General features: G+C 52.7%; 21 protein-coding genes. 8 read left to right on the plus strand and 13 right to left on the minus strand.

What is annotated here, in order from left to right:
- From atpH to asnC, 9 genes are all read right to left on the minus strand, one after another.
- Window positions 1–272, minus strand: a 272-nt coding sequence (gene atpH, locus VH187_RS05755) for an ATP synthase F1 subunit delta (RefSeq protein WP_329700531.1), incomplete at its 3' end; no start/stop codon positions are given.
- 14 nt (window positions 273–286) lie between these two features.
- The gene (gene atpF / locus VH187_RS05760) at window positions 287–757 is read right to left on the minus strand and encodes a F0F1 ATP synthase subunit B (RefSeq protein ID WP_014072436.1); all 471 of its coding nucleotides are present in this window, start codon (window positions 755–757) and stop codon (window positions 287–289) included.
- 34 nt (window positions 758–791) lie between these two features.
- On the minus strand, window positions 792–1,031 hold the full coding sequence (gene atpE, locus VH187_RS05765) for a F0F1 ATP synthase subunit C (protein WP_000429386.1): 240 nt from the start codon (window positions 1,029–1,031) through the stop codon (window positions 792–794).
- 49 nt (window positions 1,032–1,080) lie between these two features.
- The gene (atpB, locus tag VH187_RS05770) at window positions 1,081–1,896 is read right to left on the minus strand and encodes a F0F1 ATP synthase subunit A (RefSeq protein ID WP_329700532.1); all 816 of its coding nucleotides are present in this window, start codon (window positions 1,894–1,896) and stop codon (window positions 1,081–1,083) included.
- An 8-nt stretch (window positions 1,897–1,904) separates the two neighbouring features.
- Complete coding sequence (atpI, locus tag VH187_RS05775) at window positions 1,905–2,285, minus strand: F0F1 ATP synthase subunit I (protein ID WP_329700533.1); 381 nt, start codon at window positions 2,283–2,285, stop codon at window positions 1,905–1,907.
- A gap of 616 nt (window positions 2,286–2,901) precedes the next feature.
- Entirely contained in the window at window positions 2,902–3,525 is a 624-nt protein-coding gene (rsmG, locus tag VH187_RS05780; RefSeq protein ID WP_329700534.1) for a 16S rRNA (guanine(527)-N(7))-methyltransferase RsmG, read from the minus strand.
- 97 nt (window positions 3,526–3,622) lie between these two features.
- Entirely contained in the window at window positions 3,623–5,512 is a 1,890-nt protein-coding gene (mnmG, locus tag VH187_RS05785) for a tRNA uridine-5-carboxymethylaminomethyl(34) synthesis enzyme MnmG (protein ID WP_329700535.1), read from the minus strand.
- A gap of 383 nt (window positions 5,513–5,895) precedes the next feature.
- Complete coding sequence (mioC, locus tag VH187_RS05790; protein WP_329700536.1) at window positions 5,896–6,336, minus strand: FMN-binding protein MioC; 441 nt, start codon at window positions 6,334–6,336, stop codon at window positions 5,896–5,898.
- 91 nt (window positions 6,337–6,427) lie between these two features.
- Complete coding sequence (gene asnC / locus VH187_RS05795) at window positions 6,428–6,886, minus strand: transcriptional regulator AsnC (RefSeq protein WP_329700537.1); 459 nt, start codon at window positions 6,884–6,886, stop codon at window positions 6,428–6,430.
- A 152-nt stretch (window positions 6,887–7,038) separates the two neighbouring features.
- Here asnC and asnA point away from each other — a divergent pair, with 152 nt between their 5' ends.
- Entirely contained in the window at window positions 7,039–8,031 is a 993-nt protein-coding gene (asnA, locus tag VH187_RS05800; protein WP_329700538.1) for an aspartate--ammonia ligase, read from the plus strand.
- Here the strand turns inward: asnA and viaA are convergent, their stop codons facing one another.
- Window positions 8,032–9,483 (minus strand): ATPase RavA stimulator ViaA, encoded by a 1,452-nt coding sequence (gene viaA, locus VH187_RS05805; protein ID WP_329700539.1) that lies wholly within the window; start codon window positions 9,481–9,483, stop codon window positions 8,032–8,034.
- On the minus strand, window positions 9,483–10,979 hold the full coding sequence (gene ravA / locus VH187_RS05810) for an ATPase RavA (protein ID WP_329700540.1): 1,497 nt from the start codon (window positions 10,977–10,979) through the stop codon (window positions 9,483–9,485). Before ravA ends, viaA begins: the two co-directional genes overlap by 1 nt.
- A gap of 219 nt (window positions 10,980–11,198) precedes the next feature.
- On the opposite strand from ravA, the gene kup reads away from it, so the two are divergent.
- From kup to rbsR, 7 genes are all read left to right on the plus strand, one after another.
- Window positions 11,199–13,070 carry a low affinity potassium transporter Kup gene (gene kup, locus VH187_RS05815; RefSeq protein WP_329700541.1) on the plus strand — a complete coding sequence of 624 codons (1,872 nt, stop codon included), beginning with the start codon at window positions 11,199–11,201 and terminating at the stop codon, window positions 13,068–13,070.
- 214 nt (window positions 13,071–13,284) lie between these two features.
- Window positions 13,285–13,704: a D-ribose pyranase gene (gene rbsD, locus VH187_RS05820; RefSeq protein WP_329700542.1), complete on the plus strand. Its 420-nt coding sequence runs from the start codon at window positions 13,285–13,287 to the stop codon at window positions 13,702–13,704.
- Between the two features lie 7 nt (window positions 13,705–13,711).
- Window positions 13,712–15,217, plus strand: coding sequence for a ribose ABC transporter ATP-binding protein RbsA (gene rbsA, locus VH187_RS05825; RefSeq protein ID WP_329700543.1), 1,506 nt, complete (start codon window positions 13,712–13,714; stop codon window positions 15,215–15,217).
- Window positions 15,218–15,222: 5 nt separating this feature from the next.
- Entirely contained in the window at window positions 15,223–16,188 is a 966-nt protein-coding gene (rbsC, locus tag VH187_RS05830) for a ribose ABC transporter permease (RefSeq protein WP_329700544.1), read from the plus strand.
- Between the two features lie 27 nt (window positions 16,189–16,215).
- Complete coding sequence (rbsB, locus tag VH187_RS05835; RefSeq protein WP_329700545.1) at window positions 16,216–17,106, plus strand: ribose ABC transporter substrate-binding protein RbsB; 891 nt, start codon at window positions 16,216–16,218, stop codon at window positions 17,104–17,106.
- 104 nt (window positions 17,107–17,210) lie between these two features.
- Window positions 17,211–18,140: a ribokinase gene (gene rbsK, locus VH187_RS05840; RefSeq protein ID WP_329700549.1), complete on the plus strand. Its 930-nt coding sequence runs from the start codon at window positions 17,211–17,213 to the stop codon at window positions 18,138–18,140.
- Between the two features lie 3 nt (window positions 18,141–18,143).
- Window positions 18,144–19,136 (plus strand): ribose operon transcriptional repressor RbsR, encoded by a 993-nt coding sequence (gene rbsR / locus VH187_RS05845; protein WP_329700546.1) that lies wholly within the window; start codon window positions 18,144–18,146, stop codon window positions 19,134–19,136.
- Here rbsR and mdtD read toward each other — a convergent pair.
- Together mdtD and VH187_RS05855 are read right to left on the minus strand one after the other, a co-directional pair.
- The gene (gene mdtD, locus VH187_RS05850; RefSeq protein WP_329700547.1) at window positions 19,133–20,533 is read right to left on the minus strand and encodes a multidrug transporter subunit MdtD; all 1,401 of its coding nucleotides are present in this window, start codon (window positions 20,531–20,533) and stop codon (window positions 19,133–19,135) included. The two genes, rbsR and mdtD, sit on opposite strands and share 4 nt — an antisense overlap.
- On the minus strand, window positions 20,534–21,238 hold the full coding sequence (locus VH187_RS05855; RefSeq protein ID WP_329700548.1) for a FadR/GntR family transcriptional regulator: 705 nt from the start codon (window positions 21,236–21,238) through the stop codon (window positions 20,534–20,536).
- Window positions 21,239–21,526 lie beyond the last annotated feature (288 nt).

Genomic DNA, 21,526 nt, shown 5'->3' on the forward strand with positions numbered 1-21,526 from the left:
TCAGGGAGCACGCGCAGACGACCATTTTCGGCCATAACCTTAATCAGGTTCTGGCCGTTGGCATCCAGCTGCTCGCCACAAACGGCGATAAACGAGGCAGCCAGCGTTTCCGGTGCCAGTGCACCTGAAAGCAATTCTGCCATTTGCTCGTTTTTCGTTACCTCAGCGGCAAACGCCAGCATATCCTGCCAGCGGTCGACATTTTGGTGTTCGACAGCAAAGTCAAAAGCTGCTTTGGCGTAGGGGCGAGCTACCGTAACAAATTCAGACATCAGCCCCTCCCTCCTTACAGTTCAGCGACAAGTTTGTCCACGATGTCGCTATTAGCAGCTTCATCCACGGAACGTTCGATGATCTTCTCGGCGCCAGCAACAGCCAGAATCGCAACCTGCTTACGCAGTTCTTCACGAGCACGTTTACGCTCAGCATCAATTTCAGCCTGAGCCTGTGTCACGATCTTAGTGCGTTCCTGTTCTGCTTCCGCTTTGGCTTCGTCCAGGATCTGTGAACGGCGTTTGTTAGCCTGTTCAATGATAACCTGAGCTTCCGCTTTGGCTTTTTTCAGCTGGTCTGTCGCGTTGGCCTGTGCAAGGTCCAAATCTTTCTTAGCGCGTTCTGCAGAAGCCAGACCGTCAGCAATTTCTTTCTGACGTTTTTCGATGGCTGCCATTAATGGCGGCCATACATACTTCATGCAGAACCAGACAAAGAGAATAAACGCGATGGCCTGGCCGAGGATTGTTGCGTTCATGTTCACAGCACAATACCTCTTAAAATTTGACGACTACTTACTACGCGACAGCAAACATCACGTACAGACCCAGACCGACAGCGATCATTGGGATAGCATCCACCAGACCCATAACGATAAAGAACTGAGTACGCAGCAGTGGAATCAGATCCGGTTGACGCGCTGCGCCTTCCAGGAATTTGCCCCCGAGGATGCCGATACCGATCGCAGCACCGATTGCCGCCAGACCCATCATCACAGCGGCAGCCATGTACAGCAGATCCATATTCAGGTTTTCCATGACAGTCTCCAGTTTGTTTCAGTTAAAACGTAGTAGTGTTGGTAAAGAATCAGTGCTCTTCAGACGCCATCGACAGATAGACGATCGTCAGAACCATGAAGATAAAGGCTTGCAGCGTAATAATCAGGATGTGGAAAATGGCCCAAGGCACATTCAGAATCCACTGTGACCACCACGGCAGAAGGCCCGCGATCAGAATGAAAATCAGCTCACCCGCATACATGTTGCCGAACAGTCGCAGACCGAGAGAAATCGGTTTAGACAGCAGGCTGACGCCTTCCAGGATCAGGTTGACCGGAATAAACGCCCAGTGATTGAACGGCTGCAGGGTAAGCTCTTTAACAAAGCCGCCAACGCCTTTCATTTTGATGCTGTAGAAAAGAATCAGGATAAACACGCCCAGCGCCATTGAGAGGGTGATGTTCACGTCCGCAGACGGCACCACGCGCAGAGCAGGCAGACCAAAAATATGTTCGCCGATGAAAGGAAGCAGGTCGATTGGCAACAGGTCCATCAGGTTCATCAGGAATACCCAGACAAACACAGTCAGTGCCAACGGAGCAATCAGCTTGCTCTTACCATGGTACATGTCTTTGACGCTGTCATTAACGAAGCCAATGACTAATTCGATAGCCGTCTGGAATTTTCCTGGGACACCGCTGGTTGCTCTTTTAGCAACACCGTGGAACAAGGCCAGGAACAACACACCCAACACCACCGAGAAGAACATGGAGTCAATGTTGAGCGTCCAGAAGGTGGCCGGGGGGTTATGCGGATCCACCAGCGAGAAAGTACGCAGATCAAGCTGAAGGTTATTCAGGTGATGACCTATGTATTCCTGCGGCGTCATATTTTCAGAAGCCATGATGCCTTTTACCCTTTGTTGTTGATTACAGCTGGTGCCAGAACTTGTACCACCAGCACCAAAACCCACGTCACTATCAGCGGCAAAAATACCACTTTAACAACCGCCAGCGCCACCGCAAGGAGGGCAAAGGTCAGCAACACCTTGAACACTTCACCGAGGGCGAAGGACCAGGCCACTCGGCCTTTAGCAGGTGTATGCGCCTGATGACGCCAGGCAAAAATCATAAACAATGCATTTGGCACGACAACCGCCAAACCTCCACACACTGCGGAGATGCCCCAGAAGGGGTCTTTGAAGCAAAACAGCAATCCACTTGCCGCTATTGCCAGAAGCTGAATGAACAGAAGCTTACGAGCAACGTTTCTACTCAAGAGCGACACTGACATCACGTTTTTACTCCTGCTCCCTTCGAGGTATGTCGCGAGTCGTATAAAACGTCCTTTGCGACTCGGAGTCAAGCAGCAAAAAGCGGACAAATTATACGGTGACGCCTCGTGAATTCAAACAATAAGTAGCGAAAAGGTGAATAAATGTTTAAATATTTTTCGACTGTACCGTTTTTCCACTTTTGATGAAAGTGTGAACAATCCCTCAAACGGGCAAACTTTGAGAAAAATCGGGCATAAAAGCGTGTCTTCGATCACAAAAAAAACATTTTCACGACTATCGAATAGACGCATAGAAAAAATTCCGGGAATTCATCTTTTTGAAATTAATAACAAATTTTCCAGAGTTTTTTTAAAACAGACCTATACACCTGAAAAACCTTTGATTGACATTTTTAATAAAGATTTAACATTAAAGGTTTATTCACAAAGACGATTTTTAGCAGGCTGATATTTTCGGTGTTGACTATTTTTACGGTAAACCAAATCAGCCTATGTGAACTAAATGCAAAAAAGCAGTGATAAATCCGTTAAATGTAACTGAACATTTCACTGCTTTAAGCCTCTCGTTTTAACACTTTGCGTGATGCGTAATAACCACATTATTTGATAAAGATTAAATAATCGCTGGCTTAATTTTAACCAAATGGCGCTCACCATCCAGCTGTGGAACCTTGAGTTTAACTATCTCTTCTACTTCGAATTCTGCAGGCAACTGTGCGATTTCATCTTCAGGCACCAAACCCTTCAGCGCGTAAAAACGCCCCTGCTCGCCAGGCAAGTGATGGCACCAACTCACCATGTCGGTCAGCGAAGCAAAGGCACGGCTGATTACGCCATCGAACGGGGGTTCAGACGGATATTCTTCGACGCGGCTTTGAACCGGCGTTACGTTATCCAGTTTCAACTCATGCTGTACCTGGCGCAGGAAACGTACGCGCTTACCAAGGCTGTCGAGCAGTGTGAACTGTGCCTGCGGCAGAACAATGGCCAACGGAATTCCTGGCAGGCCCGGACCCGTACCGACATCAATGAAACGGGAGCCCTGCAAATGCGGTGCGACAATGATGCTGTCGAGAATATGACGGACCAGCATCTCGTTCGGATCACGCACAGAAGTCAGGTTGTACGCTTTATTCCATTTGTGGAGCAGTTCGACGTAGGCCACCAGCTGTTGTTGCTGGTGATCGGACAACGAAATGCCTGCTTCTGCGAGCAGACGAGAGAGTTTGTTGAGCAAAGTAGGTACCTGTTGAGCAGATTTTGGCAGATGACACTCCGCCATACGGGTTTGTAGGCCCGGTAAGCATAACGCCACCGGGCGATTGTTCAATGACTCAGGCGCTGCGGCGCAGCAGACCCTGTTTTTTCAGCCAGATCAGCAAAATGGAAATGGCAGCGGGGGTCACGCCTGAAATACGAGAAGCCTGGCCGATAGAAGACGGCTTGTGATCGTTGAGCTTCGCGATCACTTCGTTCGATAACCCTGAAACCTGATGATAATCAAGCGTCGCAGGCAGGATCGTGTTCTCGTTGCGCTGCTGTCGTTCGATCTCTTCCTGTTGGCGGGCGATATAGCCTTCGTATTTCACCTGAATTTCAACCTGTTCAGCGGCCTGAGGATCGTTCAGACCCGGCGCAAACGGCGATAGCGTCACCAGTTGTTGATAAGTGACGTCAGGACGGCGCAGGAGGTCTTCTCCACTGGCTTCACGCGAGAGCGGCGCGGCCAGTTTCGCATTCACTTCCTCGGCAGATTCGGCCGATGGGTTAACCCAGGTCGTTTTGAGACGCTGACGTTCACGTTCAATCGTTTCCAGTTTCTCGTTGAAACGCGCCCAGCGTTCATCATCCACCAGACCCAGCTCACGCCCCTGTTCGGTCAGACGCAGATCGGCGTTATCTTCACGCAGCATCAGGCGGTATTCCGCACGGGAGGTGAACATGCGGTACGGTTCTTTGGTGCCGAGAGTGCAAAGGTCGTCTACCAGCACGCCGAGATAGGCTTGATCGCGACGCGGTGCCCAACCGTCTTTGTCCGCAGAACTGCGGGCGGCGTTGAGTCCGGCCAGCAATCCTTGGGCGGCCGCTTCTTCGTATCCCGTCGTGCCGTTAATTTGTCCTGCAAAGAACAGACCCTGAATATATTTGCTTTCAAGCGTAGGTTTCAGATCGCGTGGATCGAAGAAATCATACTCAATCGCATAGCCCGGACGGACGATCTTCGCGTTTTCCATGCCGTGCATTGAACGGACAATCTGCATTTGCACATCGAACGGCAGGCTGGTGGAGATCCCGTTAGGGTAAATCTCGTTAGAGGTCAGCCCTTCCGGCTCGAGGAAAATCTGGTGCTGGTTACGATCGGCAAAGCGCATGACTTTGTCTTCAATCGACGGGCAGTAACGTGGGCCAATCCCTTCGATAATGCCTGCGTACATTGGGCTACGATCGAGGTTATTACGAATCACGTCATGGGTTTTTTCGTTGGTATGGGTGATGTAACAAGGCACCTGACGTGGATGCTGTGCCACATTGCCCATGAACGAGAACACGGGCATTGGATCATCGCCGTGTTGCTTCTCCAGGACGCTGAAATCGATTGTGCGGGCATCAATGCGTGGCGGTGTACCGGTTTTCAGGCGATTAACACGCAATGGCAGCTCACGCAGACGACGAGACAACGAAATGGACGGCGGATCGCCAGCACGGCCACCGCTGTAGTTATCCAGACCAATATGAATTTTGCCATCGAGGAAAGTGCCGACTGTCAGCACTACGGCTTTGGCACGGAACTTGAGACCCATTTGGGTGACAGCCCCGACAACGCGATCGTTTTCGACGATCAGATCTTCAACGGCTTGCTGGAAGATCATTAAATTCGGCTGGTTCTCCAGCGCAGTGCGAACAGCCTGACGATACAGCACACGATCGGCCTGAGCACGAGTGGCGCGAACCGCTGGCCCTTTGCTGGCGTTTAGTATCCTAAACTGGATACCGGCATGGTCAATTGCCTTCGCCATCAGGCCGCCAAGTGCATCCACTTCTTTTACCAGGTGTCCTTTCCCAATGCCGCCAATCGCCGGGTTGCAGCTCATCTGCCCTAGCGTGTCGATATTGTGTGTCAACAGCAGGGTTTGCTGACCCATACGTGCTGCGGCCATCGCGGCCTCAGTGCCTGCGTGACCCCCGCCAATGATGATGACGTCAAAAGGATCCTGATAAAACATGGTGGTCTGCCTCGCTTGAAAGCGGTTTGAAAAGTGATTGAAGCCCGGGCCGTGGATTCTACTCAACTTTGGCTGTCGGAGAAAGCTCCCGGGATCCTGGGTATTTAATAGAAGATCTTTTATTTAGAGATCTGTTTTATTGTGATCTCTTATTAGGATCGCCAATTTCTGTGGATAAGGCGGATCCGGCTTTTTAGATCAAACGCTTAAGAAGGATCACAGCCTGTGAATGATCGGTGATCCTGGTCCGTATAAGCTGGGATCAGAATGAAGGGTTATGCACAACTCAAAAACTAACCAAACCTTATCCTTGGGATAACTACCGGTTGATAAGTGCTTTTAACCAGAGTTATACACAAAAAAAACGGTGATCTTTACAAAACTTAGATCAGTTTTGTCCAGGATCCGAGCCAGATTTCTGCTGGATCCTCCGGAATGTCATGATCAAGGATGTTTACCTTGAGTGTTTCACCGATCTGTTTGGCTCCGCAGGCGATCAGTTCACTGTCGATTTTGTCGATAGCGCCGCAGAACGTGTCGTATTCACGACTGCCAATCCCGACGGAACCGAAACGTACGGCTGAGAGATCCGGTTTCTCTTCTTTTATTGCTTCATATAAAGGAACAAGATTATCCGGGATGTCACCCGCACCGTGCGTGGAGCTAATCAACAGCCAGACGCCACTCGCATTCAGATCTTCAAGCAGGGGGCCATGCAGTGTTTCAGTGGAAAAACCCGCGTCTTCCAGCTTCTCAGCCAGATGTTCCGCAACGTATTCGGCACCGCCAAGGGTGCTGCCACTGATAAGTGTAATGTCTGCCATGAAGGTCCACCCCTTATTCCTGAGTGGAACATTGTACGCTGTGTGTGGGCTGGGATCTACCTGTGGAAAGATGTGGGATTAAAATGCCCGATCACGGGCGAATGGTACGCATGATCGGGTTTTGCAGGGAGATCAGCGTCTCGGTGGACTGAATTTCATCGATTGTTTGGATCTTGTTGATAAGTACTTGCTGGAGGGCATCGATCGAGCGGCACATGACCTTAATAAAGATGCTGTAGTGACCGGTGGTGTAATACGCCTCGGTGACTTCATCAAGACTTTCCAGTCTCGCCAGCGCAGAGGGATAATCTTTGGCGCTTTTCAAAATGATGCCGATAAAGCAGCAGACGTCATACCCGAGCTGTTTCGGACTGATATCAATGTGCGCGCCTGTGATCACTCCCGCCTGTTTCATTTTCTCTACGCGTACATGAATGGTGCCCGGGCTGACGCCGAACTGTTTGGCTAATTCTGCATACGCGGTGCGCGCATTGGCCATTAACGCCTCAAGAATGCCGCGGTCGAGATTGTCGATCTGATAATTTTCCATAGGATTTTCTTATGATGTTTGATGATTCTTTCTATTTTAGCGTCTTATTTTGATGAATTGAAATCAACAAGGGCTTTTTGTTTGCGGGTTATTGAATTACACCCGCCTTCTGTTGCTTAATCAAAGGCAACAGGACGCAGGAGTAATAAAAAATGAAAACCGCTTACATCGCAAAACAACGCCAGATTAGTTTCGTTAAGTCCCATTTTTCTCGTGAGCTCGAAGACAGACTTGGACTCGTTGAAGTTCAGGCGCCGATCTTAAGCCGTGTGGGGGATGGCACTCAGGACAACCTTTCTGGTTGCGAAAAAGCGGTACAGGTAAAAGTGAAAAACTTGCCTGACGCCCAATTCGAGGTGGTGCATTCCCTCGCGAAGTGGAAACGTCAGACACTCGGACAACACGACTTCAGCGCAGGCGAAGGGCTCTACACGCACATGAAAGCCCTTCGCCCCGATGAAGACCGCCTCTCGGCTATCCATTCCGTTTACGTTGACCAGTGGGACTGGGAGCGCGTAATGGGCGACGGCGAGCGCCACACCGGTACGCTGAAGGCGACGGTGGAAGCGATTTACGCCGGGATCAAAGCTACAGAGTCTGCAGTCAGCAAAGAGTTTGGTCTGGCACCGTTCCTGCCAGAGCAAATCCACTTTGTACACAGTGAAGAATTACTGACCCGCTATCCGGGTCTGGATGCGAAAGGCCGTGAGCGCGCGATTGCCAAAGAGCTGGGCGCGGTGTTCCTGGTGGGCATCGGTGGCAAACTGTCTGATGGTCAGCGCCATGATGTTCGTGCGCCGGATTATGATGACTGGAGCACTCAAGGTGAAGCCGGTTTATCTGGCCTCAACGGTGACATTCTGGTGTGGAACCCGGTGCTGGAAGATGCGTTTGAGATCTCATCAATGGGGATCCGTGTGGATGCGCAAGCGCTGAAACGTCAGTTAGCACTTACTGGGGATGAAGATCGTTTGCAGCTGGAATGGCACCAGTCGCTGCTGCGCGGCGAGATGCCACAAACCGTGGGCGGCGGGATCGGTCAGTCGCGTCTGACCATGTTACTGCTGCAACTGCCGCATATCGGTCAGGTTCAGTGTGGCGTATGGCCGCAGCAAGTCCGCGAAAGCGTCGGTTCACTGCTTTAATTAACGTTTCCAGCGGCGCAGCAGTCGGCTGCGCAGCCCGGTATCAAAGCGCCAGATATGATCGAAGATGCGCATAATGCCGGGTTTACCGTGTTGGGACATCGCCACCGCGTGAAAACGGTGCAGATGTTTGCGTTGTAACTCACCCACCTTCGTTACCACGTCGTCCGGCAACCGCTGGGCGATAAAATCAGAAATTACCACCGCGTCGGCATCGGTCCATTCCGGGCCCTGCATACGTTCGATAATGGCGCGAAAACAGCTGGCGATATCCGTTCCGCCGCGAAAGCGCTGGCTCAAAAAGCGAATCGCCTGTTCCAGCCCTTGTGGACCGGTCAACTCATAGCGCACCACTTCGCTGGAAAACAGCATAATGAAACAGCGACGATTGTCCGCCAGCGCCACGCGCATCAATGCCAGACAAAACGCTTTGGCGCACTGCTCATTAAACCCGCCCATTGAACCCGATGTGTCGACGCAGACGATGAACGGCCCGCGTGGTTGTTCGTCGAAGTCCTGATGAACGACCGGGCGTTCGCTGAGTTTTTCCCGCCATGCGTCGCCGTGCAGTCGGTAAGTGAGTAACTGCTTCTCCACCAGCCGCCGGTAAAATTCATATTCGAGTTCGGTAATTCCGAGCGTCGCCAGTTCAGGTGGCAGCAGGCGCAGAATGTCGTCGCTTTGCTGCAATCCGTCGACCTGTTCAGGCACCGTCGTCGGTTCACGTACCAGCGTGCGGAAGGTTTCCATCGGCGCATCTTTTTTCGGTACGGATTTGGCCTCGCGCGATCGTCCCAATTGTTCCGCCAGCCGCATCAGCTCCGGTTGTTCACTGAGAAAATCACCGTATTTGACGATAAGCTGCCAATCGCCACGCTTTAACTGGCCTTCGCTCATATCCCACAGTCGCCCGGCAGAATTGTCGTTCTCTACTAAAACGGGTTCTAACTGACCGCTGAGGGTCATGCGTTCCTGCACTTCGCTCAGCAGTTGTTCGCGCTCGTCTTCCAGCAACTGTTGATTGAGCGTCGTCGCTTGTACCACCAGACTCAGCCGCCAGCGTTGCAAAAACAGCGTATGCAGCGCGGCAGTAAAGTGGGCGTTGTTAGCCACTAACTGTTTAGCCTGCTCGGCAAAAGGCGAATGCACTTTTTGTAGAAGGGCGAGGATCTGCGGAAGCTGGACAATAAATTGCGTCGTCGATAAGGTCTGACTCTGTTGATAGGCCATGACTTCATCGCTGAGATCCTGAGGCACGCTCACCTCTTTAAGTCGCCCTTTCAGCGCCTCCCGCCAGCGTGGTATGTCTTCGGTGATAGCGTTTTTCAGGCGTGGGAATTTTTCAAAGAACAACGCTAGCTGTGGTGAGGCCAGCAAAGCGATGATCATTTCCTCGATCATCCCTTCTTCGCTGACGGCCAGCATCACGTTAAGCGTGTCGAGCGTGAGCATTACTGCCGGGCCTGTTTGATCTGCTCACCGACGTCCTGCAAGCTGGCTTCGATTTTTCCTAACCAGTCGCCATGAATGAACAGGCACTTCTGTTGTTCGCTAAAACGGGTGTGCTGCTGATGCCATTCATCATCCAGTGCATCTAACTGCTGTTTGATTTCCCCGGGCATATTTTCAGGAGTCGCGTTCCCCGGCAGCGCCAGGCGTGAACCTTGCAGACTGACGTCACGCAACAGCAAATGCAGGCTGGTATCCACTTCCATATTCAGTACCTGCGCAAAGCCGATGCCGTTGAGCTTGCCGCGAATCTCCCCGCCTTTTTCCAGCCAGTTCGCCAATGCCGGGCGCTCAAGCGTAATGTGCACCACGTTCATGTCGTGAAGTTTTAATGGTTGTTGCAGGAGCAGCGTGAGCGTCGGGCCCTGTACATCGTCGGGCAGTTCGTAATGCTGTTTACGGCTGAACATGCCGCCGAGGCGCGACACTTTCAGCGCGGTTTTGTCGCTTTGCTGTTGTTGTAGCTGGAGTCTGCGCTGAATAATCGCGCCGAGTTTCGTCAGCATGGCTTGTTGCTGCCAGGCGTGCCCGGTCATCAAAACATCCATCTGCTGCTGCATCAGATTACGGCTTTCCGCGTCATGCCACAGGCAGTCTTTCAACAGGATCAGATCAATAGGCGCAATGGTGTCGCGACCGCTGAAAAAGGCGCAGGCTTGCAACAGGCGAACTGCTTTTTTCCAGCGCCTGTCAGAAACATAGGGCGCATTCGGCAGCGCATCGAGTTGTTGGCGCAGCTGATAAACCAGTTCAAAGACGGCATCGGAGAGCTTTACTCCGCCAATATCCACCTGCCACTGTTTGAACTCTTCGTCAGTGACCTGCAGATTTTCAGGCACCGGGTTAGCGCTTTCATCCTGATGATTGATAAGCAAAGAGCGGAAATTACCTTTGTCCTGCACTTTGTCGAGCCACAGGCGAATCAGCATGCGGTCATATAAGGCTTCCAGGCTGCTGTCGGCTTCCGGTAACTCATTCGATGCGGCCACCAGCAGGCGCATGGGGATTTTTTCTTCATGCGCGCCGTTACGGAAGCTGCGTTCGTTGATGGCGGTCAGCAGGGTATTCAGGATAGCCGGGCCCGCTTTCCAGATTTCATCGAGAAACACGATTTCTGCTTCTGGCAAATAACCTGCCGTTAAGCGTTCGTAACGTCCTTCATCTTTTAAGGCCTGAATCGATAAGGGGCCAAAGACTTCTTCGGGCGTAGAGAAACGGGTCATCAGATATTCAAAGGCGCGGGCATGCTGGAAGGCGAACTTAAGACGGCGGGCTATCAAGCTTTTCGCTATTCCCGGCGGGCCGAGGAGAAACACGCTTTCGCCGCTCAGTGCCGCCAGAAGACACAACCGGATGGCATGGCTGCGCTCAAAAAGCCCTTTTTCCAGGGACTGGCTGAGTCGGGAAATTCTTTCTGCTAATAAGTGTGTTTGCGCCATAATTGAGTGGTGTCCTTCCGCCATTTATCCAGCTATCAAGCGATTATAGCCGTTTGCAGTCGGATGTTGATAGGGCAGGAAGTCGCCTATATTTTTTTGAGTAAGGTTAATCTGAAGTCAATTTGGAGTACGATTCTCTAATTAATCGTGCATACTGTGCGCCTTTTGTGAGCCAGGGAACCGGGTACACATTTGTCTTATTAAACCAAAGACGAGTCTATGAGCACTGAGAATAAGCAATCGTTGCCGGCGATCACCCTTGCGGCCATCGGCGTGGTATACGGTGACATTGGTACTAGCCCGCTTTATACATTGAGAGAATGCCTCTCAGGCCAGTTTGGATTTGGCGTTGAACGCGATGCCGTTTTCGGCTTCCTGTCTCTGATTTTCTGGCTGCTGATTTTTACTGTTTCCCTGAAATATATCACTTTCGTGATGCGCGCAGATAACGCCGGAGAAGGCGGGATCCTGACACTCATGTCACTGGCGGGTCGTAATACCTCGGCACGCATGACGTCGGTGCTGGTGATCCTCGGGCTTATCGGCGGCAGCTTCTTCTATGGCGAGGTGGTGATTACCCCTGCCATTTCGGTGATGTCAGCCATTGAAGGCCTTGAAATCATCGCCCCACAGCTTGATAGCTGGATAGTGCCTATCTCGATAGGCGTGCTGACCTTGTTATTTGCGATTCAAAAGCACGGCACTGCGCTGGTGGGCAAACTTTTTGCGCCTATCATGCTGATTTGGTTCCTGTTGCTGGCGGTGCTTGGGGCTCGCAGCATCATCGACAACCCGGACGTGCTCCACGCGCTGAACCCGTACTGGGCGGTGCATTTCTTCCTTGAATATAAAACCGTGTCGTTTGTGGCGCTCGGCGCGGTGGTGCTCTCAATCACTGGTGTGGAAGCGCTGTATGCGGACATGGGCCATTTTGGCAAACTGCCGATTCGTATCGCCTGGTTCACCGTTGTTCTGCCTTCGCTGGTGCTGAACTATTTTGGTCAGGGCGCGCTGCTGCTCAAACACCCGGAAGCGATCAAAAACCCATTCTTCCTGTTGGCCCCTGAATGGGCGCTGATCCCGATGCTTATCATCGCTGCACTGGCGACGGTCATTGCCTCTCAGGCGGTGATTTCAGGCGTGTTTTCCCTGACTCGTCAGGCGGTGCGTTTGGGTTATCTCTCGCCGATGCGCATCATTCATACCTCGGAAATGGAATCCGGCCAGATCTACATCCCGTTCATTAACTGGCTGCTGTATGTTTCCGTTGTGCTGGTGATTGTCAGCTTCGAACATTCCAGTAACCTCGCGGCGGCGTACGGGATTGCGGTCACCGGCACTATGGTGCTGACCTCTATTCTGGCCACCACCGTGGCGCGCAAAAACTGGCACTGGAACAAATACTTCGTGTTCCTGATCCTGGTGGCATTCCTGTGTATCGACGTTCCGCTGTTCTCGGCGAACCTCGATAAGCTGCTCTCCGGCGGCTGGTTGCCTCTGACGCTGGGCCTGGTGATGTTCATGGTGATGACCACCTGGAAAAGTGAGCGTTTCCGCCTGCTGCGCCGGATGCATGAACATGGCAATTCTCTTGAAGCGATGATTGCGTCGCTGGAGAAATCACCGCCGGTACGCGTGCCGGGCACTGCGGTATATATGTCCCGCGCGCTGAATGTGATTCCTTTCGCGATGCTGCATAACCTCAAGCACAACAAGGTGCTGCACGAACGCGTGATCCTGCTGACGCTGCGTACCGAAGATGCACCGTATGTACACAACGTGCGTCGTGTGTCGATTGAGCAGTTGTCGCCGTCGTTCTGGCGTGTGGTGGCTAGTTACGGTTGGCGCGAAACGCCAAACGTAGAAGAAGTGTTCCACCGCTGCGGCCTCGAAGGGCTGAGCTGTCGGATGATGGAAACCTCGTTCTTTATGTCGCATGAATCGCTGATCATCGGCAATGACAGACCGTGGTATCTGCGCCTGCGCGGCAAGCTGTATCTGCTGCTGCAACGCAACGCCCTGCGTGCGCCGGATCAGTTTGAAATCCCGCCGAACCGGGTGATTGAGCTGGGTACCCAGGTCGAGATTTAAGTCTTTTGGAATGCCGGGTGGCGCTGCGCTTACCCGGCCTACTTTTCCCGTCGGCCCGTGCAAGCGCAGCGCCGCCGAACCATTTTCCCCTGCCAAATTTCACTTAGCGAAACGTTTCGATATTGATCACACTTCTGCAACCTGATGGTGGTTTTCTGTACGCCGTTAAGATTAAACTTATCTCCAGCGAAACGTTTCGCTAGTGGAGAAAAAGATGAAGAAAGGTACAGTACTTAACGCTGAAATCTCCTCGGTCATTTCCCGTCTTGGGCATACCGATACGCTGGTGGTGTGTGACGCAGGTTTACCTGTGCCGCAGAGTACACAGCGCATTGATATGGCCTTAACTCAAGGCGTGCCTTCATTTATGCAGGTGCTGGACGTGGTCACGACGGAAATGCAGGTTGAGACAGCCATTCTCGCCGCGGAAATCAAAACCCATAATCCGCAACTCCACGAAACGTTGCTCAGCCATCTTGAGCAACTGCAGCAACACCAGGGAAACACCATTGAAATTCGCTACACCACGCACGAGCAGTTCAAACAACAAACCGCAGACAGTCAGGCGGTGATTCGCAGCGGGGAGTGTTCCCCGTATGCGAATATCATTCTCTGTGCTGGCGTCACTTTCTGAGGCCGCCATGGACGCATTACTTCAACTCAAAGGGATCGATAAATCGTTCCCAGGCGTGAAAGCCCTTTCCGGCGCTTCGCTGAACGTTTATGCAGGCCGCGTGATGGCGCTGGTGGGCGAAAACGGCGCTGGTAAATCGACGATGATGAAAGTGTTAACCGGGATCTACAGCAAAGATGCCGGTTCACTGAAATGGCTCGGTCAGGAAACGACCTTTACCGGCCCAAAATCATCGCAGGAAGCCGGGATCGGCATTATCCATCAGGAACTGAACCTGATCCCGCAGCTGACCATCGCCGAGAACATCTTCTTAGGCCGCGAGTTCGTTAACCGCTTCGGCAAAATCGACTGGAAAACCATGTACGCCGAGGCAGATAAACTGCTGGCGAAACTCAACCTGCGCTTTAAAAGCGACAGGCTGGTGGGCGAACTGTCGATTGGCGATCAGCAGATGGTCGAAATTGCCAAAGTGCTGAGCTTTGAGTCAAAGGTCATCATCATGGATGAACCAACCGACGCGTTGACCGACACCGAAACCGAATCGTTATTCCGCGTGATCCGCGAGTTGAAAGCTCAAGGGCGCGGCATTGTTTATATCTCCCATCGTATGAAAGAAATTTTTGAGATTTGCGATGACGTGACCGTGTTCCGCGACGGGCAGTTTATCGCCGAGCGCGAAGTGGCGACGCTGACCGAAGATTCGCTGATTGAAATGATGGTCGGGCGCAAACTCGAAGATCAGTATCCGCATCTTGATAAAAAACCGGGCGAAGTGCGTCTGAAAGTCGATAACCTTTGCGGACCGGGCGTAGAAAACGTCAGCTTCACATTGCGCAAAGGGGAAATCCTCGGCGTGGCGGGCCTGATGGGCGCGGGGCGTACCGAACTAATGAAAGTGCTGTATGGCGCACTGCCGCGCACCAGCGGCTACGTGACGCTGGACGGGCACGAAGTGGTGACCAAATCCCCGCAGGATGGCCTTGCTAACGCCATTGTGTATATCTCCGAAGACCGCAAACGTGACGGCCTGGTGCTGGGCATGTCGGTCAAAGAGAACATGTCGCTGACCGCGCTGCGCTATTTCAGCCGCAGCGGCGGTGGACTGAAACATAAAGATGAGCAGCAAGCGGTGAGCGATTTTATTCGTCTGTTCAACGTCAAAACGCCATCAATGGAACAGGCGATTGGCCTGCTCTCTGGCGGTAATCAGCAAAAAGTGGCGATTGCCCGTGGGCTGATGACACGTCCGAAAGTGTTGATCCTCGACGAGCCAACTCGCGGCGTGGACGTGGGCGCGAAGAAAGAGATTTATCAGCTAATTAACCAGTTTAAAGCAGATGGCCTGAGCATAATTCTGGTCTCATCGGAGATGCCGGAAGTGTTAGGCATGAGCGATCGCATCATGGTGATGCACGAAGGGCGTCTCGGCGGTGAATTCACACGCGAGCAGGCCACTCAGGAAGTATTGATGGCTGCCGCTGTGGGCAAGCTTAATCGTGTGAATCAGGAGTAAGAACGATGACTACCCAGGCTGTTGCGGGTCGCCGCTATTTCACTAAAGCGTGGTTGCTGGAACAGAAATCGCTGATCGCCCTGTTGGTGCTGATTGCGGTGGTTTCGACCATGAGCCCGAACTTTTTTACCGTTAATAACCTGTTCAATATTCTGCAACAGACGTCGGTGAACGCCATCATGGCGGTAGGGATGACGCTGGTTATCCTGACGTCCGGCATCGACTTGTCAGTTGGTTCGCTGCTGGCGCTGACTGGAGCGATTGCGGCGTCGATTGTGGGTGTAGAGGTTAACGCGCTGGTGGCGGTTGCTGCGGCACTTGCAGCTGGCGCAGCGATTGGTGCGGTAACAGGTGTGATTGTCGCGAAAGGCCGCGTGCAGGCGTTTATCGCCACGCTGGTGATGATGCTGCTGCTGCGCGGTGTGACGATGGTCTACACCAACGGCAGTCCGGTGAATACCGGCTTTACCGACAACGCTGATGTGTTTGGCTGGTTCGGGATCGGTCGTCCGCTGGGCATTCCTACGCCAGTCTGGATTATGGGGATTGTGTTCCTCGCGGCGTGGTACATGCTGCATCACACCCGCCTGGGCCGCTATATCTATGCGCTGGGCGGTAACGAAGCGGCGACGCGCCTGTCCGGTATCAGCGTCAATAAAGTCAAAATTATCGTCTATTCGCTGTGTGGTCTGCTGGCTTCACTGGCGGGGATTATCGAAGTGGCGCGCCTCTCTTCTGCACAGCCGACGGCCGGAACGGGCTACGAGCTGGATGCGATTGCGGCGGTAGTGCTCGGCGGAACCAGTCTGGCAGGCGGCAAAGGTCGCATTGTTGGGACGCTGATCGGCGCATTGATCCTCGGTTTCCTTAATAATGGTTTGAATTTGTTAGGTGTTTCCTCCTATTACCAGATGATCGTTAAAGCGGTGGTGATATTGCTGGCGGTGCTGGTAGACAACAAAAAGCAGTAATAACTGACATAACAGGACATCTCAGATATGAACATGAAAAAACTGGCTACCCTGGTTTCCGCTGTGGCACTGAGCGCCACCGTGAGTGCTAACGCAATGGCGAAAGACACTATTGCGCTGGTTATCTCTACGCTAAACAACCCGTTCTTCGTTTCTCTGAAAGACGGTGCGCAGAAAGAAGCCGATAAACTGGGCTACAACCTGGTGGTGCTGGATTCCCAGAATAACCCGGCGAAAGAGCTGGCGAACGTGCAGGACCTGACCGTTCGTGGCACTAAAATTCTGCTGATCAACCCAACGGATTCTGATGCTGTGGGCAACGCCGTGAAGATGGCTAACCAGGCGAAGATCCCGGTCATCACGCTGGACCGCCAGGCATCGAAAGGTGAAGTGGTCAGTCATATCGCTTCTGATAACGTACTGGGCGGCAAAATCGCAGGTGACTACATTGCGAAGAAAGCCGGTGAAGGCGCGAAAGTTATCGAACTGCAGGGCATTGCCGGGACGTCAGCTGCACGCGAGCGTGGTGAAGGTTTCCAGCAGGCCGTTGCGGCACATAAATTTAACGTACTGGCCAGCCAGCCCGCAGACTTCGACCGCACCAAAGGTCTGAACGTCATGCAGAACCTGCTGACTGCGCATCCGGACGTAAAAGCTGTCTTCGCACAGAACGATGAAATGGCACTGGGTGCACTGCGTGCGCTGCAGACTGCCGGTAAGTCAGATGTGATGGTTGTCGGTTTTGATGGCACGCCGGATGGCGAAAAGGCAGTAAATGATGGCAAACTGGCTGCGACGATTGCACAGCTGCCAGAGCAAATCGGCGCCCAGGGCGTTGACGTTGCTGCTAAGGTGCTGAAAGGTGAGAAGGTTCAGGCCAAATATCCTGTTGACCTGAAGCTGGTCATCAAGCAATAAGTCATCACCGATTCAGGCCAACAAGAGCCTGAGGGGACAAAAAGAAAAGTGTGGCATGCGCCACCGGTATTCCCGGTGGCGCTCTTTATCGGACACTCATGATTATGAAAACCGCAGGTAACCTCGTCGTCCTTGGCAGTATCAATGCCGATCACATTCTTAACCTTGAATCTTTCCCGCGTCCGGGTGAAACCGTCACCGGTAATCAGTATCAGGTGGCGTTTGGCGGCAAAGGCGCTAATCAGGCCGTTGCGGCCGGGCGTAGTGGCGCGAACATTTCGTTTATTGCCTGTACCGGTGATGACGATACTGGCGAACGCGTACGCAAACAGCTGGTGAGCGACAATATCGATGTTGACCCGGTCACCGTAATGAAAGGTGAATCGACCGGCGTAGCGCTGATTTTCGTCAACGGCGAAGGTGAGAATGTCATCGGTATTCATGCAGGCGCAAACGCAGCGCTTTCCATTTCGCTGGTGGAAAAACAGCAACAGCGCATCGCCAACGCCGACGCGCTGCTGATGCAGCTGGAGTCGCCGCTGGAAAGCGTGCAGGCTGCGGCAAAAATTGCGCACGGCAATAACACGACGGTCGTGCTGAATCCGGCTCCTGCTCGTGAGCTTTCTGATGAGCTTCTGGCGCTGGTGGATATCATTACGCCGAATGAAACCGAAGCGGAAAAGCTGACTGGCGTACGCGTCGAAAACGATGATGACGCCGCGAAAGCCGCACAAGTGCTGCACGATAAAGGCATCGGCACGGTCATTATTACGCTGGGCAGTCGCGGCGTGTGGGCCAGTGAAAACGGGAAAGGCCAGCGCGTTCCTGGTTTTAAAGTGCAGGCTATCGACACCATTGCTGCAGGGGATACCTTTAATGGCGCGCTGATGACCGCGTTGCTGGAAGGTACGGCCCTGCCGGAAGCATTACGTTTCGCCCATGCGGCGGCAGCGATTGCGGTCACTCGCAAAGGCGCTCAGCCTTCTGTTCCATGGCGCAAAGAGATCGACGATTTTTTACGTCAGCAGAGGTAACGCTTGGCTACCATGAAGGATGTTGCCCGCCTGGCGGGCGTTTCCACCTCGACGGTCTCTCACGTCATTAATAAAGACAGGTTTGTCAGCGAAGCGATCACTGAAAAAGTGAATGCGGCGATCAAAAGTCTGAACTATGCGCCTTCTGCTCTGGCGCGCAGTCTCAAACTCAACCAGACACGTACGATCGGCATGCTGATCACCGCCAGTACCAACCCGTTTTACTCGGAGTTGGTTCGCGGCGTGGAGCGCAGTTGCTTTGAGCGCGGCTACAGTCTGGTGCTGTGCAATACCGAAGGCGACGAACAGCGGATGAACAGTAATCTTGAAACGCTGATGCAAAAGCGCGTCGACGGATTGCTGCTGTTGTGCACTGAAACGCATCAACCGTCGCCGGAAATCGTCCAGCGTTATCCTTCTATTCCTACCGTCATGATGGACTGGGCACCATTCGACGGTGACAGTGACTTAATTCAGGACAATTCGCTGCTCGGCGGAGACATGGCGACGCAGTATCTGATTGATAAGGGATATACGCGCATCGCTTGTATTGCCGGGCCGTTGGACAAAACCCCTGCCCGGTTGCGGCTCGAAGGGTATCAGGCGGCGATGTTGCGTAGCGGTTTGCCGGTTGTTGAGGGTTACATCATTACCAGCGATTTTGAATTTGGTGGTGGGCTCACTGCAATGCAGTCTTTACTGGCACTGCCAGTGCCACCTCAGGCCGTGTTTGTGGGCAACGATGCGATGGCGGTTGGGGTCTATCAGGCGCTGTATCAGGCGGGTTTGAGCATTCCAAAAGAGATGGCGGTGGTCGGTTACGACGATATCGAACTGGCAGCCTTTATGACGCCGCCGTTGACGACCATTCACCAGCCAAAAGATGAGCTGGGCGAACTGGCTATTGATGTGCTGATTCATCGGATGGCACAGCCCGGGCAGAAACAGCAGCGTGTGCAACTGACGCCCGAGCTGGTGGTGCGCGGTTCGGCTTAAGGCTTTTTGTGCCGTTCCTTAATCAGATTGCGGCCATCCTTGGGTTTTAACAGCATAAACGTCAGTGCTGACACCACAGTGATGGCACCCATCGTAATAAAGGTGTAATGGAACTGCTCGACGGTATTCGTACCCTCGATTCCTTCGTAAAAACGCAGCACCGCAGCGCTTATTGCCACGCCCAGACTGATCGATAACTGCTGTGTGACGGCCAACACGCTGTTGCCGCTACTTGCGTTCTCGTCGGTCAGATCTGCCAACGTGATAGTGTTCATCGACGTGAACTGCGTCGACATAGCCATGCCCAGCACGAACAGCGGCAGAACGAGCATCCACACCGGCATTGACGGCGACTGGAACGAGAACTGGGCGATCATCAGACCGATGAACAGCGTAATGCCCACCAATGTTTTGCGATAACCCAGCCAACGCAGCACCTGCGTCACCGTTGATTTAGCCAGAATGGAGCCCAAAGCCGTGGGAGCCATCATGCAACCGGCAATTAGTGCCGGATAGCCAAACCCAACTTGTAACATTAATGGCATCAGGAATGGCACGCATCCAGTCCCTAAACGGGTGGCGAGGTTGCCAACAATCCCGACGGAGAATGTACGCGTTTTAAACATGGGTAATGCAATAAGCGGGGTCGGGTGGCGGCGGGCGTGGCGGATATACATCAGTAATAGAAGAACACTGACTACTATTACGGTCAGTGCTATCCACGTCGCAACAATTTTCTCACCGAATAATTCCATCCCACTGGAGAACAACACCAGACTCAGGCCAAACAGCAGAAAGCCGGTCATATCAAAACGGCGGCGCGGGGTAGTGAAATTCGGCATATATTTGCGCGCGTACAGCAATCCGGCGATGCCAATCGGAATGTTGATCAGGAATATCCAGTGCCAGCTCGCCCATGTCACCAGCACGCCGCCGAGTACCGGCCCCAGAATTGGGCCAACCAGGCCTGGCATGGTGACGAAGTTAAGTACCGGCAGCAGTTCGCTGCGCGGATAGGCTCGTAGCAGAGCGAGACGTGCTACCGGCATCATCATCGCGCCACCAACCCCTTGAATCACACGGAAGATAACCAGCTGTAATAAAGAGCCTGAAAGCGCACAAGCCAATGAGCCGAGCGTAAACAGGCTCACGGCAATCATAAAGATGCGGCGTGTACCAAAGCGATCGGCCAGCCAGCCGCTGACGGGGATCAGCATCGCGACAGTCAATGTATAACTGATGATGGCGGACTGCATTGCCAGCGGCGAACGGTTCAGGCTATGGGCAATCGCGGGGAGCGCTGTGTTGAGAATAGTGGCATCCAGCGCCTGCATAAAGAAGGCCATTGCCGCTATCCACGGCAGACCAGCCATACTGCGAGCTTTTTTTTCTGTCATCTATTTAGCAGCCTGGGTATTTGGAGCCGATAACAATGCCTGGCATGATTGATACGCCCGCAGACCGTCGCTCTCCTGAATAGCATCAACGATGGCCTGGTGGAGATCGAGTTTCACCACTTCGTTTTGCGTGATAGCGGCGAAGTAAGTTTGATAAACAGAATGAAAGAGTGAAGCGAATGAAGTCAGAAACGGATTGGTGCTCATGGCATAGATTTGTTCATGCCAGGCCATATCGACTTCAATCCAGCGCTGGCGGTTGAAATGCCGCTTCAGATGGACCATCTCTTCCATTAATGTGTTCAGCTTCGCTTTCTGTTCCGCGCTGCCGAGCGTGGCGGCCAGCATACAGGCCTGCGGCTCAAGACTGCTGCGCATGACAAGGAAGTGTTTCACTACCTCTTCAAAGTTATCTTCCGTTAGCCACCAGGAGAGCAGTTCTTTATCGAGGAAGTTCCAGTCGCTCCGGGGCATGACGCGTGTGCCGATGCGTGGACGCGGGAGCACCATACCTTTTGCGGTGAGTGTCTTTACTGCTTCACGAACGGCGGTGCGGCTTACGCCATACTGATCACCAAGTTCCATCTCACCGGGGAGAATGCATTCCGGCGGATATTCACCGGTTAAAATCTTCTGCGCTAATTTCTCTGCAAGCACCCACGAAATGTTCTTTTGTGCCGCCAATTGCTGTGCGCTTAAGGACATAGATGTCATTCCTTTATGTCTAATTACCTTTGTAGTATGCCATTCAGCGGCAAAATACGGCGGGAAAAACAGCATATAGCGCAATTAATGGCGCTTTTGTTGAAAAAAAACGCGAACGGTAAAATTATTCAAATTTCCTCTTGCCGTCTCAGAATAACTCCCTATAATGCGCCTCCACTGACACGGAACAACGGCAAGCAAGCCGCCGGGTCAGAAGGGTTTCTCCGGAAATTCTGACAGAGAAAAGCGAAAATAACCGCTTGACTCTGAATGAGGAAAACGTATTAT

Origin of the sequence: Scandinavium sp. (assembly GCF_036271055.1) — a bacterium.
Lineage (GTDB): Bacteria > Pseudomonadota > Gammaproteobacteria > Enterobacterales > Enterobacteriaceae > Scandinavium.

What these genes read in the sequence shown, in the direction of transcription:
- atpE (WP_000429386.1), bottom strand. Translation starts at nt 1,031, where the DNA reads ATGGAAAACCTGAATATGGATCTGCTGTACATGGCTGCCGCTGTGATG.
- atpB (WP_329700532.1), bottom strand. Translation starts at nt 1,896, where the DNA reads ATGGCTTCTGAAAATATGACGCCGCAGGAATACATAGGTCATCACCTG.
- atpI (WP_329700533.1), bottom strand. Translation starts at nt 2,285, where the DNA reads ATGTCAGTGTCGCTCTTGAGTAGAAACGTTGCTCGTAAGCTTCTGTTC.
- mnmG (WP_329700535.1), bottom strand. Translation starts at nt 5,512, where the DNA reads ATGTTTTATCAGGATCCTTTTGACGTCATCATCATTGGCGGGGGTCAC.
- mioC (WP_329700536.1), bottom strand. Translation starts at nt 6,336, where the DNA reads ATGGCAGACATTACACTTATCAGTGGCAGCACCCTTGGCGGTGCCGAA.
- asnC (WP_329700537.1), bottom strand. Translation starts at nt 6,886, where the DNA reads ATGGAAAATTATCAGATCGACAATCTCGACCGCGGCATTCTTGAGGCG.
- asnA (WP_329700538.1), top strand. Translation starts at nt 7,039, where the DNA reads ATGAAAACCGCTTACATCGCAAAACAACGCCAGATTAGTTTCGTTAAG.
- viaA (WP_329700539.1), bottom strand. Translation starts at nt 9,483, where the DNA reads ATGCTCACGCTCGACACGCTTAACGTGATGCTGGCCGTCAGCGAAGAA.
- ravA (WP_329700540.1), bottom strand. Translation starts at nt 10,979, where the DNA reads ATGGCGCAAACACACTTATTAGCAGAAAGAATTTCCCGACTCAGCCAG.
- kup (WP_329700541.1), top strand. Translation starts at nt 11,199, where the DNA reads ATGAGCACTGAGAATAAGCAATCGTTGCCGGCGATCACCCTTGCGGCC.
- rbsD (WP_329700542.1), top strand. Translation starts at nt 13,285, where the DNA reads ATGAAGAAAGGTACAGTACTTAACGCTGAAATCTCCTCGGTCATTTCC.
- rbsA (WP_329700543.1), top strand. Translation starts at nt 13,712, where the DNA reads ATGGACGCATTACTTCAACTCAAAGGGATCGATAAATCGTTCCCAGGC.
- rbsC (WP_329700544.1), top strand. Translation starts at nt 15,223, where the DNA reads ATGACTACCCAGGCTGTTGCGGGTCGCCGCTATTTCACTAAAGCGTGG.
- rbsB (WP_329700545.1), top strand. Translation starts at nt 16,216, where the DNA reads ATGAACATGAAAAAACTGGCTACCCTGGTTTCCGCTGTGGCACTGAGC.
- rbsK (WP_329700549.1), top strand. Translation starts at nt 17,211, where the DNA reads ATGAAAACCGCAGGTAACCTCGTCGTCCTTGGCAGTATCAATGCCGAT.
- mdtD (WP_329700547.1), bottom strand. Translation starts at nt 20,533, where the DNA reads ATGACAGAAAAAAAAGCTCGCAGTATGGCTGGTCTGCCGTGGATAGCG.
- VH187_RS05855 (WP_329700548.1), bottom strand. Translation starts at nt 21,238, where the DNA reads ATGTCCTTAAGCGCACAGCAATTGGCGGCACAAAAGAACATTTCGTGG.